Genomic DNA, 15,259 nt, shown 5'->3' with positions numbered 1-15,259 from the left:
TGCCGGTGATGTACCGTTAAGATTTAAAAGGTGAGCACCTTTTCGGCCGCCAACGTCCATTGCGCCAGTTCCACCAGCGTACCGATCTCGACGCCATCGGCCAGTTTCAGTTGGCTGACACCGCGCGCGTCGGCACAGGTTTTACACAGTTTTACCGTGACCTGCTGTGCCGTCAGGATCTCCAGCATCTGCTGCAAATGATAGCCTTCACGCGGCTGCTGCCCGGCAATACCGGCAACAACCGCATCGGACATCAGAAACAGCTTGAGATCAATATCGGGCTGCTGCTCTTTCAGGGTAATGGCCAAGCGCAACGCATTAAATAATGACTCCTGGCCGTAAGCCGCGCCATTGGCGATCAGTAAAACGGATGACATAAAGCTCTCCTTATAAAGGTTGGCGTTCCTGCGGTTGCACGCGCAGGGTTGGGCTGAGTTGCACCATATCGATGAAAGTATCTACTAATACACTCGCTTCGGCTTTCAGATCAAAGCTTTCCGGCATAAACAGCCAGTTTTCCATCAGGCCCGTGACATAGGCATGTAAGATGATAGCGGCACGACGGGTGTGCAAATCGGCGGGTAGCTGGCCATGATCCATGCTATTGCGCAATACGCATTCGATACGATCGTAACCTTCCAGATAAAGTATTTTGCGCGCGTCATGCAGCGGCATCATTTCGCCCACGAACTCGCATTTGTGAAAAACAATCTCCATCAGAGCACGACGACGGCAGTCATCCACCGTAGCTGTCAGAATGTAAATCAAAATCTCTCTTAAAATACGCAGTGGATTATCAGGAAACTTTGTCTGATACTCTATCTCCAGGTCGCCTATTTTCGACTCTGACAATTCCCAGACCTCGCTGAACAGGTCTACCTTATTTTTAAAGTGCCAGTAAATTGCACCACGCGTGACCCCCGCCGCGGTAGCAATATCTGTCAGTGACGTTGCTGAAACGCCACGTTCAGAGAACTCTCTCACTGCAGCGTCGAGAATCTGTTGTCGTGTTTCTAGCGCCTGCTGTTTGGTTTTTCGTGCCATGACGTTGCTTTTTAGGGGAAGTGTGATTTACATACATTCGCGAATGTATGTACCATAGCACGCACATAAAATTAACGCAGCAATGGGTTTTAAAGCTTGTGATCCATTGATCATTTTGAAATCGGACACTTGAGGTTTTTCTATGAACAAAAACAGAGGGTTAACGCCTCTGGCGGCAGTTCTGATGCTTTCAGGCAGCTTAGTGCTTACAGGATGTAACGATAAAGAAACTCAGCAACAAGGTGCCCAACACCCCGCTCCTACCGTGGGTGTCGTGACATTGAAGGCTGAACCTCTCAACATCACTACCGATCTTCCTGGCCGCACCGCAGCATACCGCATCGCCGAAGTTCGCCCTCAGGTTAGCGGCATTATCCTGAAACGTAACTTTACCGAAGGCAGCGATATCAAAGCCGGTGTTTCACTCTATCAAATCGATCCGGCAACCTATCAGGCCGCTTATGACAGCGCCAAAGGCGATCTGGCCAAAGCCCAGGCCGCTGCGGAAATCGCCCGTCTGACGGTGACGCGCTACAAACCCTTACTGGGCACCAATTACGTCAGTAAGCAGGATTATGACACTGCCGTTTCAACTCAGCTGCAAGCCAATGCTGCCGTTGTGGCTGCCAAGGCCGCAGTAGAGGCTGCGCGCATCAATCTGGCTTACACCAAGGTCACTTCGCCGATCTCCGGCCGTGCTGGCATCTCTACCGTGACCGAAGGGGCGCTGGTTTCCACCGGGCAAGTGACTGCCATGACCACCGTACAACAGCTTGATCCGATGTATGTGGATGTCACCCAGTCCAGCAATGATTTTCTGCGCCTGAAACAGGAACTGGCTGATGGTACCCTTCAGCAGGAAAACGGCAAAGCCAAGGTGAAACTGCTGCTGGAAAACGGGCAGGAATATGCGCATGAAGGGACGTTGGAATTCTCGGACGTTACCGTTGATCAAACCACCGGTTCCATCACCATCCGCGCAATCTTCCCTAATCCAAATGATGCCCTGCTGCCCGGTATGTTCGTCCGTGCCCGTCTGGACGAAGGGGTGCGTAACGAAGCCTTGCTGGTTCCACAACAGGGTATAACACGCAACCCGCGTGGCGAAGCAACGGCCTTGGTTGTTGGCGCTGGCGATAAAGTGGAATTGCGTACGCTGACCGCCGCACAGGCCATTGGCGATAAATGGCTTGTGACTGCTGGCCTGAAAGCTGGCGATCGTGTGATTGTCACTGGCTTGCAGAAGATCAGACCAGGTGCCCAGGTGAAAGCGCAAGAAGCTGACAGCCAGGCCCCCGCTCAGACTCAGCCTGAATCCGCGAAGAAGTCATAAAAAAGGAGCCGGTAATACATGGCTAAGTTCTTTATAGATCGCCCCATTTTCGCATGGGTCATTGCCATCATTATTATGTTGGCAGGCATCTTGTCGATAATGAAGCTGCCTATCGCGCAATATCCGACCATTGCGCCACCGGCGGTGACTATCGCCGCCAACTATCCAGGTGCTGACGCCAAAACGGTGCAGGATACCGTAACGCAGGTTATCGAACAGAACATGAACGGTATCGATGGCCTGCTGTATATGTCCTCCAGCAGTGATTCGTCTGGCAACGTTCAGATCACGCTGACATTCAACTCGGGTACCGATCCGGATATCGCTCAGGTACAGGTGCAGAACAAACTGCAACTGGCCATGCCCCTATTGCCGCAGGAAGTGCAGCAGCAGGGCGTGAGCGTGGAGAAATCAAGCAGCAGCTTCCTGATGGTCGCCGGTTTTATTTCTGAAGACGGCAGCATGACGCAGGAAGATATCGCGGACTACGTAGGTTCCAACATCAAGGATCCTATCAGCCGTACTTCTGGTGTCGGTACTGTTCAGCTCTTCGGTTCCCAATATGCCATGCGTATCTGGCTGGATCCGAACAAGTTGAACAACTTCCAGTTGACGCCTGGAGATGTGATCGCAGCTATCAAAGTGCAGAACAACCAGATCGCGGCAGGCCAGCTTGGTGGGACTCCACCGGTTCAAGGCCAGCAGTTGAACGCGTCGATCATTGCACAGACCCGCCTGACTTCGCCGGAAGAGTTCAGCAAAATCATGCTGAAAGTGAATGCCGATGGTTCACAGGTGCTCCTGCGCGACGTTGCCAAGGTTGAACTGGGTGGTGAAAGCTACAACGTGATTGCCCGCTTTAACGGTAAACCGGCTTCCGGTATCGGTATCAAGCTGGCGACCGGTGCCAACGCGCTGAATACGGCCGCCGCTGTTAAAGCAGAGCTGGCCAAGCTGGAGCCTTTCTTCCCGTCCAGCCTGAAAGTGGTTTATCCGTATGACACCACCCCCTTCGTTAAAATCTCGATTCACGAAGTGGTAAAAACGCTGATTGAAGCGATCATCCTGGTGTTTATGGTGATGTATCTGTTCCTGCAAAACTTCCGCGCCACGCTGATCCCAACGATCGCCGTACCGGTGGTTTTACTGGGAACATTCGCCATTCTGGCCACCTTTGGCTATTCGATAAACACCCTGACAATGTTCGGTATGGTGTTGGCGATAGGCTTGCTGGTAGACGATGCCATCGTGGTGGTGGAAAACGTCGAACGTGTGATGGCGGAAGAAGGTTTGCCGCCAAAAGAAGCCACCCGAAAGTCTATGGATCAGATCCAGGGCGCGTTGGTGGGGATCGCACTGGTGCTGTCGGCGGTATTTGTCCCGATGGCCTTCTTCGGCGGCTCAACCGGGGCGATCTATCGTCAGTTCTCAATTACCATCGTTTCTGCCATGGTGCTGTCGGTGCTGGTGGCGTTGATTCTGACGCCTGCACTGTGTGCCACGATGCTGAAACCGATCGCGAAAGGCGATCACGGTGTGACTACCGGATTCTTCGGCTGGTTTAACCGCCTGTTTGAAAAGAGCACGCACCACTACACCGACAGCGTGGCAAATATCCTGCGCAGCACCGGCCGTTATCTGGTGATCTACCTGCTGATCGTGGTCGGTATGGGCCTGCTGTTCCTGCGTCTACCTTCTTCATTCCTACCGGAAGAAGACCAGGGCATGTTGTTAACCATGGTACAAATGCCAGCAGGTGCCACTCAGGAACGGACCCAAAAAGTGCTGGAGGAAGTAAATAATTACTTCCTGACCAATGAAAAAGACAACGTTAACTCGGTATTTACCGTTAACGGCTTCGGTTTCAGCGGCCAAGGGCAGAACACCGGTCTGGCATTCGTCAGTTTGAAAGACTGGTCTGAACGTAGCGGCGAGCAAAACAAGGTGCCCGCTATCGTCGGCCGTGCCATGGGGGCGTTCTCACAGATTAAGGATGGTCTGGTATTCGCCTTTAACTTACCAGCGATTGTTGAACTGGGCACCGCGACCGGCTTTGACTTCCAGTTGATCGACCAGGGTAACCTGGGGCATGAAAAACTGACCGAAGCCCGTAACCAACTGCTAGGCATGGCGGCACAGCATCCCGACTTATTGGTCGGTATGCGCCCGAACGGCCTGGAAGATACACCGCAGTTCAAACTGGAGATCGATCAGGAGAAAGCGCTGGCTTTGGGCGTCTCCCTGAGCGATATCAATACCACCTTAAGCTCGGCACTGGGCGGATCTTACGTTAACGATTTCATCGATCGTGGCCGCGTGAAGAAAGTTTATCTGCAAGCTGAAGCCCCGTTCCGTATGTTGCCGGGTGATATTGATAACTGGTATGTCCGTGGCAGTTCCGGCCAGATGGTGCCGTTCTCTGCTTTCGCCAGTGCGAAATGGGAGTTCGGTTCACCACGTTTGGAACGCTATAACGGTCTGCCATCCATGGAGATCCTCGGTCAGGCAGCACCTGGCAAAAGTACCGGTGAAGCCATGAACATGATGGAAGAACTGGCGGCCAAACTGCCAAGCGGCGTGGGCTATGACTGGACCGGTATGTCCTATCAGGAACGTCTGTCCGGTAACCAGGCTCCGTCACTGTATGCTATCTCGCTGATCGTGGTGTTCTTGTGTCTGGCTGCACTGTATGAAAGCTGGTCGATACCCTTCTCGGTGATGCTGGTGGTGCCATTGGGGGTGGTCGGTGCTCTGGTCGCTGCAACCCTGCGTGGGCTGGAGAACGACGTTTACTTCCAGGTAGGCCTATTGACCACCATTGGGCTATCGGCGAAAAACGCAATATTGATTGTGGAATTCGCCAAAGACCTGATGGAAAAAGAGGGCAAAGGTCTGGTTGAAGGCACGCTGGAAGCGGTACGTATGCGTCTGCGCCCCATCCTGATGACCTCGCTGGCGTTTATCCTAGGGGTAATGCCGCTGGTTATCAGCAGCGGTGCAGGCTCTGGCGCACAGAATGCCGTAGGTACGGGTGTGATGGGCGGGATGATCGCCGCAACCGTCTTGGCTATCTTCTTTGTACCGGTGTTCTTCGTGGTGGTTCGCCGCCGCTTCAGTAAAAAGTCTGAAGACCTGGAACACAATCATCCGGTTGAGCATCACTGATCCTCTTCTTTATCAACACTAAGGCCGCGCTCTGATGCGGCCTTTTTCTTTGCTTGTCATGCTGTAAATGCAAACTACTCTCATTAAATAACCTGCAAACGCATTTTCTCCTTGATCCTCCCCTCGGTGCAATTTATATTTAATGATATATTATAACATAACAATTGAGTTCATCATGAAAGCAGGCATTCATCCCAACTACCGCACCGTGGTATTCCACGATCTCAGCGCCGATACCTATTTTAAAGTAGGTTCGACGATTAAAACCGAGCGTACTATCGATCTTGATGGCCAACGTTGGCCCTATGTCACGATCGATGTCTCTTCTGCTTCGCATCCGTACTATACCGGCAAGCAGAAAGAGTTCTCAAAAGAAGGCAGCACCGCCCGTTTCCAGCAACGTTTTGGCAGTTTCCTCGGCAACAAAAAATAACAGGGGTCATCATGCAGGTTTTGAGTTCATTGCGTTCGGCAAAGCATCGTCATCCAGATTGCAAAGTGGTACGCCGCCATGGTCGTATCTATGTAATCTGTAAATCCAATCCACGATTCAAAGCAGTACAAGGGCACAAGAAAAAGCGTTAACGCCTGAAGTGCTATCTGTATCAACGCCCCGTGGTTGCTCAACGGGGCTTTTTCATATCCCCTCATCACAACATTGATTGTCGTAAACATCCCCCGGTTCTGTTTGTCACACCAGTGATCAATCCGGTTATTAAGGTATGTACAAACGTTAGCGAACGGTAAAAAAACTTATTCAACGAAAAGTTTGCCCACCAATGGGCAAAAAAGGAGTAAGATAGAAGGGTGAATCGTGCAACAACCTGGTACTCCACGTATGTGACATTGATCTGTTGTTTCAGAGTAGGCACACCTGCAGTGAAACAATTAAAAAAATGATTAATAATAAGTAATCTAAGTAGATACTTATGCTAACAGCAGGTTGTATGTTTATTCAGAGAATGTGCATTACTCCGGAAACCCATTAGAAACACTTGAGCTGAAGCTTTAGACAACGTAGATGATTCAATAGGTTATCGCCAATAAAGGTCAATTTTTAACACATATCGGGATATCAGCGGTGGTGAATACATTAATGATACCCGTACATTTACTCTAGTGAAAAGAGCCAGGTATTTGGTGTTATCGATAACTTGCTCCATCAGTTGCTAATGAATTGTAAGTTTCAGTAATAGTAACAGGCCAAATGGCAAGAAATGACTTATATTAATTATACGGATAGTTTATTTAGTCCTTGTTAAGCTGCATCCGTCTATGATGTAAATCAGTGTACTCACAGAGTGTTATCAACACCGAAATTAAGACTTACGGGGGATGATATGGATGAGTATTCGCCTAAAAGGCATGATATTGCACAACTCAAATTCTTGTGTGAGAATTTGTATGAGGAAGGTATGGTCACTTTAGGTGACAGCAGCCATGGTTGGGTAAACGATCCAACGTCTTCCGTCAATCTGCAGCTTAACGAGTTGATTGAACATATTGCTTCGTTTGTAATGAGCTTTAGAATTAAATACATGGACGAAAGTGATTTGTCGGAGTTAGTTGAAGAGTATCTCGACGATACCTATACACTGTTCAGCAGTTACGGTATTAATGACTCCGATTTGCGCCGCTGGCAAAAAACCAAGGCGCGATTATTCAGAATGTTCTCAGGAGAGGGCATCTGTACGACGATGAAAACTTAGGGGATAATTATCCTCAAACAATTTTACGGTTAATAAGATTAAAGGTTACCATGACAAAAATTGACTATCTGATGCGTTTGCGTAAATGCACCACGATTGACACTCTTGAGCGAGTTATTGAGAAAAATAAGTACGAACTTTCTAACGATGAGCTGGAATTGTTCTACTCTGCAGCAGACCATCGCCTGGCCGAACTGACCATGAACAAGCTGTACGATAAGATCCCCGTTGCCGTTTGGAAATTTGTAAGATAATCAAAACACCATCGCGTTGGGCCGATATTGCTATCGGCTTCAATTGCTACCCTGACTAGGTATTTATCTTAAAAAATCAGGGGTTTTCCTATGCCGCAAACAATCTTTTTGAAATAATTGGAAATGCTTTTCAATTAAAGATGGTGGTTTCTTTTGCGCTGCGTATTAACGCCGCAGTGCCGTTAAGTAACGGTTGCTGTAAACGAATAGCGGTTAATTATTCATCATTTAGATGGGCTATATGTCACTACGGTAAAAATAGTGGCGGCTAATTGTAAACAAACTCATCCATACAGAATTTCAGGGAAACCGGTCTGATAGCACGACATTAATTTCAGGCGGATGACTATCTGCCAACGCTAATCCATTGATGTTTCTGTTCGAAAACACGGTAATTTCCTGCAACACCCCATTGCCATCAACGCCACCAACATGGCTCATGGTCAAAATGATTGCTGTTAAAAAGAATTAAGTGTCGAACAGGTTGTCTTTATCGATATCTATTACTTCATCGTGCAGATGAAATAACGAGAGAAGGTATTAGTCAGTGATTTTGGGGGAAAGTGAAATTGGTGGGAACCCTGCCAGCTACATCCCGGCACACACGTTACCTGCTACGGCTGCTTCCTTCCGGATCTGACCGAGTTCACAAGTTAGTGTTGCGGGAGAACCAACAGGGCCCCCATTGACGGCTTCATTAACTGCGAAGCGGTGGGCATTATCAGCGATGGCTACCCAAATAGCAAGCCAACCCAGGCCAACCGCTGTTTTCTTACCCACCCAGGCTGTGGCACACTTCCTTTTATGGATTGATGCAGCAGGAAGAGAGACATGGCACCAGCAGACGCTACATTTCGTCAGCGCGTATTTCACGTGGTGGCCGCCATCCCCTACGGCAAAGTGACAACTTACGGCGAAGTCGCCCGCTTGGCGGGTTCATCACGCGCCGCACGTCAGGTGGGAGGGGTACTGAAAAAGTTGCCGGAAGGCAGCACCCTACCCTGGCACCGAGTCATTAATCGCCACGGCCAGATTTCATTACGTGGCGAGGATCACACCAGACAAAAACAGGCTCTGCTTGCCGAAGGCATTGCGTTCACCGCGCAGGGCAGCATCGATCTACTGATTTATAGCTGGCGTTGGTAAGAGCCCGGCCAGCAACGGATCCTCTAGCCTCATGGATAAAGGATATCAATGCAATATATTGACGTTTTGCCGTAATATTCCGCACACTGCGCACCATGATGATGAAAAGGGTTACCACTTTATGAGTCAGGCACTGCAAAACCTCCTCGACCTGTTGAATTTAGAGAAAATTGAAGAAGGCCTGTACCGCGGCCAAAGCGAAGATCTAGGGTTACGCCAGGTATTTGGCGGCCAGGTCGTTGGTCAAGCGCTGTATGCCGCCAAACAGACCGCTCCTGAAGAGCGCAGCGTACACTCATTCCACAGCTATTTCCTGCGCCCTGGTGACAGCAGCCAACCAATTATTTATGAAGTAGAAAACCTGCGCGATGGCAATAGCTTCAGCGCGCGCCGCGTCAGCGCCATTCAACATGGCAAGCCGATCTTCTACATGACCGCTTCTTTCCAAACCCCGGAACAAGGGTTTGAGCACCAAAACACCATGCCGGATGTGCCACCGCCAGAAGGGCTGATGTCAGAATCGGAAATTGCCCAAAAGCTGTCACACATGCTGCCGGAAAAGGTGCGGGAAAAGTTTATTGGCCAGAAACCGATCGAAATGCGCCCGGTAAAATTTCATAACCCAATGAAAGGTAGTGTGGAAGAGCCTTATCGCCACGTGTGGTGCCGCGCCAATGGCACCATGCCGGATGACCTGCGGATCCATCAATATTTACTGGGCTACGCATCAGACTTCAACTTCCTGCCAACGGCGTTGCAACCGCACGGCGTGGGCTTCCTTGAACCTGGCATGCAGGTAGCAACCATCGATCATTCGATGTGGTTCCATCGCCCGTTCCGCTTGGACGACTGGTTACTGTACGTGGTGGAAAGCCCCTCGGCCTCCGGTGCCCGCGGGTTTGTACGCGGCCAGTTCTATACCCGTGAAGGGGTGTTGGTGGCCACCACGGTGCAGGAAGGCGTTATCCGCCAGCGCGACGCATAAAAATACCGGGGCGATGTCGCCATCGCCCCGGTATTTTATCAGTGATAATTTAGCCGACTGCCCTTGCCAAACTTACTGGTTGTAGGCATTCTCGCCGTGACTGTTGACGTCCAGGCCTTCGCGCTCTTGCTCTTCCGGCACACGCAGCCCAACTACTGCACCCGCCACTTTGAAGGCAATAAACGCCGCAACGCTTGACCACACCAGGGTAATCACCACGCTCAGCAACTGGATCCACATCTGATGCGCCATGGTAACGCCAGCAGCGTAGCCCGTACCACCGAGTGAAGAAGCCGTAAACACGCCGGTCAACAGGCAGCCCACGATACCGCATACGCCGTGGACCCCAAACACATCACAGGTATCGTCAACTTTCAGCCATTTCTTCAGTGTCACCACGCCCCACAGGCCAGCCACACCGCCTACCAGGCCGATAATCAATGCCCCGCCCACACCGACAGTTCCCGCCGCTGGCGTAATCGCTACCAGCCCCGCGATACACCCAGAACAGGCTCCTAACAGAGAAGGCTTGCCGCGCAGGATCCACTCGGCGAAGGTCCAGGAGAGGATCGCACCCGCCGTCGCTATCACGGTGTTCAGGAACGCCAGGGCGGCAATGCCGTTGGCCGCGCTGGCAGAACCCGCATTGAAACCAAACCAACCGATATACAGGATAGAGGCCCCGGTAAACACCATTGGCAAGTTGTGCGGTTTAAACGCTTCTTTGCCAAAACCGGCACGTTTACCCAGCAAGTAAGCACCGACCAGCCCCGCGCTGGCAGCGTTGATATGCACTACCGTACCACCGGCAAAGTCCAGCGCACCGTCGCTTGCCAGTAAACCACCGCCCCATACCATGTGCGCAATCGGCAGGTAGGAAATGGTGAACCAGATAGCGGCAAAAATCACTACGGCGGAGAAGCGGATACGCTCGGCAAAGCCCCCCACCACCAGCGCCACGGTAATACAGGCAAAGGAAGCCTGGAACGCTACATGGATCATCTGGCTAAAGGTGCCGGTTACGCTGTCAATACCGATCCCTTTCAGCATCACCGTCTGGAAGCCGCCAAAGAAGGCATTCCCTTCGCTGAAGGCAAAACTGTAGCCATACAGCACCCACAGCACGCACACCAAGGCAAAGGTCACGGTGACCTGTGTCAGCATGGAGAGCACGTTCTTGGCGCGCAACAAACCACCGTAAAACAAAGCGACGCCCGGCAAGGTCATGAACAACACCAAGGCGGTGCAAATCATCATGAAAGCGTTGTCAGCTTTGTCTGCCACCGCCGGAGCGGCCAGCGCCAAAGAAGGAACCATGGCTACCGTACTCAGGCCCAACATGGATAAAAGTTTTTTCATTATTAACCATCCCCGTTTACTTTACTGAGCCTGTGATTACAGTGCGGCTTCGTCTGTCTCGCCGGTGCGAATACGAATGACACGTTGCAATTCGGCAACGAAAATTTTGCCATCGCCAATTTTGCCGGTGTAGGCTGCTTTGCTGATCACATCAATCACTTCATCTAACTGGTCGTCGGCGATAGCAATATCGATTTTGACTTTAGGCAAGAAGTTGACGCTGTATTCGGCCCCGCGGTAAAGCTCTGCATGACCTTTCTGGCGACCAAACCCTTTGACTTCAGTTACGGTCAACCCCTGAATACCTACAGAGGATAGGGCTTCACGCACGTCCTCTAACTTGAATGGTTTAATCACCACGGTAACCAGCTTCATATTGCCTCTCCACGAATTAAGCCCAAAAACTCACCCCCGGTACGAGTCTTACCAAGCAAAGGCTATGCCATAAATGATTTCGTATACGAATTCGACTCATTACAAGCTGTCTAGGTCATCAATGGGCGGTGGTGCGAATCGCTGATGGCTTATTACGCACCATTGTGGTGCATAGCGCGTTGAAAAAGTGCAGTAAGCAGGAGGAAGAAGGAAAGAATGCCTGTTGGTGGTGCGAGAAATCAGGAACCCCCGCCAGCGGCACGCGCTGGCGGGCAACCTTATGCCGGTTGAGTTTCCTCATGCGTGGCAGCAGCCAGTTCTTCACCGGCCAGTTGCAACTGATACATCTGGTAATAACGGCCCTGTTGCGCCAGCAGTTGCTGATGATTCCCCTGCTCCACCGCATGGCCGCGATGCAACACCAGAATCGAGTCAGCCTCAACAATGGTGGAAAGACGGTGAGCAATCACCACCAGCGTGGTGTGCTCACGGATCAGCCGCAATGCACGCTGGATCGCCTGTTCGGTGCCTGAATCGATATTGGCCGTGGCTTCATCCAGGATCAGGATCTGCGGAGCCTGCACCAACACGCGCGCCATCGCCAGCAACTGTTTCTGGCCGACGGAAAGATTATTGCCCTGCTCGCCAAGGCGCGTCTGGATCCCCTGCGGGAATGAACGCACCAGTTCCGCCAGCTGTACCGCTTCCAGCGCCTGCCACACGGCTTCTTCGCTGATGTTACGGCCCAGCGTCACGTTCGCCAGCACCGACTCGGCGACCACCACCGGATCCTGTTGCACCATGGCAATACCTTGGCGCAAGGTGCGATGTGAAAGCGTGGACAATGGGCGCCCATCAACCCGCACTTCGCCGCTGTTCACCGGATAGTAGCCCATCAGCAGGTTCGCCAAGGTGCTCTTGCCGCTGCCGGTATGCCCGACCAGCGCCACAAAACCGCGTGATGGTACGGTCAGCGAAATATGCTGCAACACCTTTTGCTCATCGCGATAGGCAAAACTCAGATCGTCAATCTCGATGCGGCCGCTTTCCAATGGGCGATCGTCTGCCCCATAGCTCTGCTGGCTGCGATCCATCAATTCAAAAATGCGTTCACCGGCCACTACCGCCTGTTGCAGTATCGACTGCTGCGAAGTCAGTTCAATCAGCGGCTCATTCAAACGGCCAAGATAGTTGATAAAGGCATACAGGACGCCCACGCCAATCACCCCTTCACCGCTGAAACCAAACAGCATCAGCAACCCGCACAACACCAGCGCCGAAAACAGGCTGAGCAGTGGCCGCAGCAGGAAACCGTCCAAACGCAGCGTCTGCATACGCGCAATATAGTGTGAACGGCTGGCGGCGCTCATACGTTCACCAAAACGTATTTGCTGGCGGAATTGCTGGATCACCCCCATGCCGCTGATCACTTCATTAAAGCCATCATTAATATCCGCCAGATAGCTGCGTACCCGGCGCACAATCGGCGTGCTGTAGTATTGATAGATCCACATCACCACCAGCACCGCCGGGAAGATGCAGACAGCCACCAGCGCCATGCGCCAGTCGAGGCTGAACATCGCTATCAACATCGCACCGATCAGCGCCGCGCTTTTCAGCACGGTGGCCACCACCATCACATACAGATCTTTAATCACCTCGGTATCGTTGGTGACTCGCGATATCAATTGCCCGACCGGTTGGGTATCAAAGGCGCTCAGCGGCTGGCGCAGCGCCGCATCCATCACGTCAGTCCGCAAGCGCTGCACCACGCCCACCGCAGCCCGATTAAACAGCAGGGCCTGGAAATACTGTAGCGTGGCAGCCAGCAGCTCGAGCAAGATATAAGCCACTGCCAGCCCGCTGACCACCATTAGCGGCAGTTGCCCTTTGGCAACATAGTTATCAATGAAATAGCCGATCAGGATTGGCCCGGCGACTTCCGCAGTTGCGGCGATCCACAGCATCAACACCGCCAGCCCCAGCGGCTTACGGTAAGGCGAACCGTAAGCCAGCAACCGCTTCAGCGTTGGCCAGATCTTTTGCATCTTACTCATCAGCCAACGCCTCCTCAGCGCTTTCCGGGGCTTCGTCCAACGCCGCTTCCAGTTGCTGGTAACGATACATATCGCGATACCAGCCAGGCTGTGCCGCCAATCCCCCATGCTGCCCACGCTGGGTTACCGTACCCTGCTGCAACACCAGGATTTCGCTGGCTTCGGTCAGGGCAGAAAGGCGGTGTGCGCTGATGATCACCGTGCGGTTTTGCCCCCAACTGCGCAGGTTATGCAGGATCTGATGTTCTGTGCGACCGTCCACCGCCGAAAGCGCGTCGTCAAGGATCAGGATCTCCGCCTCCAGCAGCAGCGCTCGCGCAATGGAAATACGCTGTTTCTGACCGCCGGACAGCATCACGCCACGCTCGCCCACTTCGGTTTCATACCCCTGCGGCAAACGCAGAATGTCTTCATGCACGCTGGCCAGGCGTGCGGCCTGCTCGATCTGCTCCTGCGTGGCCGCAGGGTTACCAAGGGCAATGTTATTGGCCACGCTGTCAGAGAACAGGAACGGCGTCTGGCTGACCACCGACAGGCGTGAACGCCATTGATCGAGCTTGATCTGGGTGAGCGGCAGGCCGTGGTAACTGATTTGCCCATCATCGATATCAAACTGACGCTGGATCAAGGCCAACAGCGTCGATTTCCCCGCGCCGGTCGGCCCGCACAGGCCAAGCATTTGCCCCGGTTGCAGCTGCAACGCTACGTCATGCAGCGCTGGCTTGCTGGTTTCCGGGTAGTGGAAAGCGTTAATCTCTACCGCCAGTTTGCCGCGCCCGGCGGGCAATTCAAGCTCGCCGTCTTTCACCGCCGGAGCTTCTTCCAGCAGGCTGCGGATGCGGCTATAGGCCGCGCTGCCGCGCTCAACGATATTGAACATCCATGCCAACGCCAGCATCGGCCAGATCATCAGGCCGAGATACATTACAAAACTGGTGAGTTGCCCAAGGGTGAGTGAACCGTTGACCACCATCCAACTGCCACCGCCGATCGCCAGCAGGTTGGAAGCGCCGATAGCAATATAAATGGTGGGATTGAAACGTGCGTCAACGCGCGCTACGTGCATATTTTTCGCACCGGTCTGCGCTGCCACCTCGGCAAACTGCCTGGATTGATGATCTTCCAGCCCAAAGGCTTTGATCATGCGGATGCTGGTCATACTTTCCTGCGCCTGATCGTTCAGGCTGGAGAACGCCGCCTGCGCCGATTTAAAGCGCTCATGCAGTTGATCGCCATAGTGCTTGATGGCAATGGCCATAATCGGCATCGGGATCAGCGAAAGCAGCGTCAGTTGCCAACTGATCTGCGTGCTCATCACCAGTAATACCACCAAGCCCATCACCATCGAATCCACCAGCGTCAGCACGCCCTCACCGGCGGCAAACACCACGCGATCGACGTCATTGGTGGCCCGCGCCATCAGATCGCCGGTACGATGCCGCAGGTAAAAAGCCGGACTCTGGCGGCTGAGCTGGCGATAGAAATTCTCACGCAGTTCTACCGCTAACTGATAAGACGCACCAAACAGCAGCACCCGCCACACATAGCGCAGCAGATAAACCAGGATCGCGGTGCCGAGCATCAGCCCCAGCCAGGCCAGCAGCACGCGGGTAGACATCTGTTTGCCGGTCACGCCATCCACAATGATCCCCACCAGTTTAGGCGGCAGCAGTTGCAGAATGGCGATAATGATCAGCAGCAGCACCGCGCCAAGGTAGCGGCGCCACTCGCGGCGGAAGTACCAGCCGATTTGAGCAAATAATCTCACGCAGTTTTATTCCAGAAGGGTAATGGTTTTTCTCTTTTTTGCCTTAGCGGCATAGAATAGCACC

At 52.6% G+C, this 15,259-nt stretch carries 15 protein-coding genes and 1 other RNA gene; 8 read left to right on the top strand and 8 right to left on the bottom strand.

Features of this window, described 5'->3' with window-relative positions; all coding sequences use genetic code 11:
• Positions 1 to 23: 23 nt before the first annotated feature.
• The gene (locus tag ACX9GT_RS06160) at positions 24 to 377 is read right to left on the bottom strand and encodes a DsrE/DsrF/TusD sulfur relay family protein (RefSeq protein ID WP_473190284.1); all 354 of its coding nucleotides are present in this window, start codon (positions 375 to 377) and stop codon (positions 24 to 26) included.
• 10 nt (positions 378 to 387) lie between these two features.
• Positions 388 to 1,044 (bottom strand): multidrug efflux transporter transcriptional repressor AcrR, encoded by a 657-nt coding sequence (gene acrR, locus ACX9GT_RS06155; RefSeq protein ID WP_473190283.1) that lies wholly within the window; start codon positions 1,042 to 1,044, stop codon positions 388 to 390.
• Between the two features lie 142 nt (positions 1,045 to 1,186).
• Here acrR and sdeX point away from each other — a divergent pair, with 142 nt between their 5' ends.
• The 6 genes from sdeX to ACX9GT_RS06125 all read left to right on the top strand — a co-directional run bounded on the left by sdeX (position 1,187) and on the right by ACX9GT_RS06125 (position 7,505).
• Positions 1,187 to 2,377: a multidrug efflux RND transporter periplasmic adaptor subunit SdeX gene (sdeX, locus tag ACX9GT_RS06150; RefSeq protein WP_473190282.1), complete on the top strand. Its 1,191-nt coding sequence runs from the start codon at positions 1,187 to 1,189 to the stop codon at positions 2,375 to 2,377.
• Positions 2,378 to 2,395: 18 nt separating this feature from the next.
• Positions 2,396 to 5,542: a multidrug efflux RND transporter permease subunit AcrB gene (acrB, locus tag ACX9GT_RS06145; protein WP_473190281.1), complete on the top strand. Its 3,147-nt coding sequence runs from the start codon at positions 2,396 to 2,398 to the stop codon at positions 5,540 to 5,542.
• A gap of 175 nt (positions 5,543 to 5,717) precedes the next feature.
• Positions 5,718 to 5,975, top strand: coding sequence for a type B 50S ribosomal protein L31 (locus ACX9GT_RS06140; protein WP_473190280.1), 258 nt, complete (start codon positions 5,718 to 5,720; stop codon positions 5,973 to 5,975).
• An 11-nt stretch (positions 5,976 to 5,986) separates the two neighbouring features.
• The gene (gene ykgO, locus ACX9GT_RS06135) at positions 5,987 to 6,127 is read left to right on the top strand and encodes a type B 50S ribosomal protein L36 (protein ID WP_459399619.1); all 141 of its coding nucleotides are present in this window, start codon (positions 5,987 to 5,989) and stop codon (positions 6,125 to 6,127) included.
• A 755-nt stretch (positions 6,128 to 6,882) separates the two neighbouring features.
• Positions 6,883 to 7,251, top strand: a complete 369-nt coding sequence (tomB, locus tag ACX9GT_RS06130; RefSeq protein ID WP_473190279.1) for an Hha toxicity modulator TomB — start codon at positions 6,883 to 6,885, stop codon at positions 7,249 to 7,251.
• A gap of 50 nt (positions 7,252 to 7,301) precedes the next feature.
• A complete protein-coding gene (locus ACX9GT_RS06125; protein WP_431223464.1) occupies positions 7,302 to 7,505 on the top strand; it encodes an HHA domain-containing protein in 204 nt (67 codons plus the stop codon).
• Positions 7,506 to 8,084: 579 nt separating this feature from the next.
• On the opposite strand, the gene ffs is transcribed toward ACX9GT_RS06125, so the two are convergent.
• Positions 8,085 to 8,181, bottom strand: an RNA gene (gene ffs, locus ACX9GT_RS06120) — signal recognition particle sRNA small type.
• Between the two features lie 155 nt (positions 8,182 to 8,336).
• On the opposite strand from ffs, the gene ACX9GT_RS06115 reads away from it, so the two are divergent.
• Positions 8,337 to 8,651 (top strand): MGMT family protein, encoded by a 315-nt coding sequence (locus ACX9GT_RS06115; RefSeq protein ID WP_473190278.1) that lies wholly within the window; start codon positions 8,337 to 8,339, stop codon positions 8,649 to 8,651.
• Positions 8,652 to 8,772: 121 nt separating this feature from the next.
• Positions 8,773 to 9,636: an acyl-CoA thioesterase II gene (gene tesB / locus ACX9GT_RS06110; RefSeq protein ID WP_473190277.1), complete on the top strand. Its 864-nt coding sequence runs from the start codon at positions 8,773 to 8,775 to the stop codon at positions 9,634 to 9,636.
• Between the two features lie 72 nt (positions 9,637 to 9,708).
• Here tesB and amtB read toward each other — a convergent pair whose 3' ends face one another.
• The 5 genes from amtB to ACX9GT_RS06085 all read right to left on the bottom strand — a co-directional run bounded on the left by amtB (position 9,709) and on the right by ACX9GT_RS06085 (position 15,195).
• Positions 9,709 to 10,995, bottom strand: coding sequence for an ammonium transporter AmtB (gene amtB, locus ACX9GT_RS06105; protein ID WP_473190276.1), 1,287 nt, complete (start codon positions 10,993 to 10,995; stop codon positions 9,709 to 9,711).
• A gap of 36 nt (positions 10,996 to 11,031) precedes the next feature.
• Positions 11,032 to 11,370, bottom strand: coding sequence for a P-II family nitrogen regulator (gene glnK, locus ACX9GT_RS06100; protein WP_002208627.1), 339 nt, complete (start codon positions 11,368 to 11,370; stop codon positions 11,032 to 11,034).
• A 118-nt stretch (positions 11,371 to 11,488) separates the two neighbouring features.
• Positions 11,489 to 11,671: a hypothetical protein gene (locus ACX9GT_RS06095; RefSeq protein ID WP_473190275.1), complete on the bottom strand. Its 183-nt coding sequence runs from the start codon at positions 11,669 to 11,671 to the stop codon at positions 11,489 to 11,491.
• Entirely contained in the window at positions 11,649 to 13,427 is a 1,779-nt protein-coding gene (locus ACX9GT_RS06090) for a SmdB family multidrug efflux ABC transporter permease/ATP-binding protein (protein WP_473190274.1), read from the bottom strand. The genes ACX9GT_RS06095 and ACX9GT_RS06090 overlap by 23 nt, the downstream gene beginning before the upstream one ends.
• A complete protein-coding gene (locus ACX9GT_RS06085; protein ID WP_473190273.1) occupies positions 13,420 to 15,195 on the bottom strand; it encodes a SmdA family multidrug ABC transporter permease/ATP-binding protein in 1,776 nt (591 codons plus the stop codon). Before ACX9GT_RS06085 ends, ACX9GT_RS06090 begins: the two co-directional genes overlap by 8 nt.
• Between the last annotated feature and the right edge of the window lie 64 nt (positions 15,196 to 15,259).

It is taken from the genome of Serratia sp. YWN4, from assembly GCF_055790845.1.
Note: the sequence above shows the minus strand (reverse complement) of the source record. Positions and strands in the feature narration are given on the sequence as shown.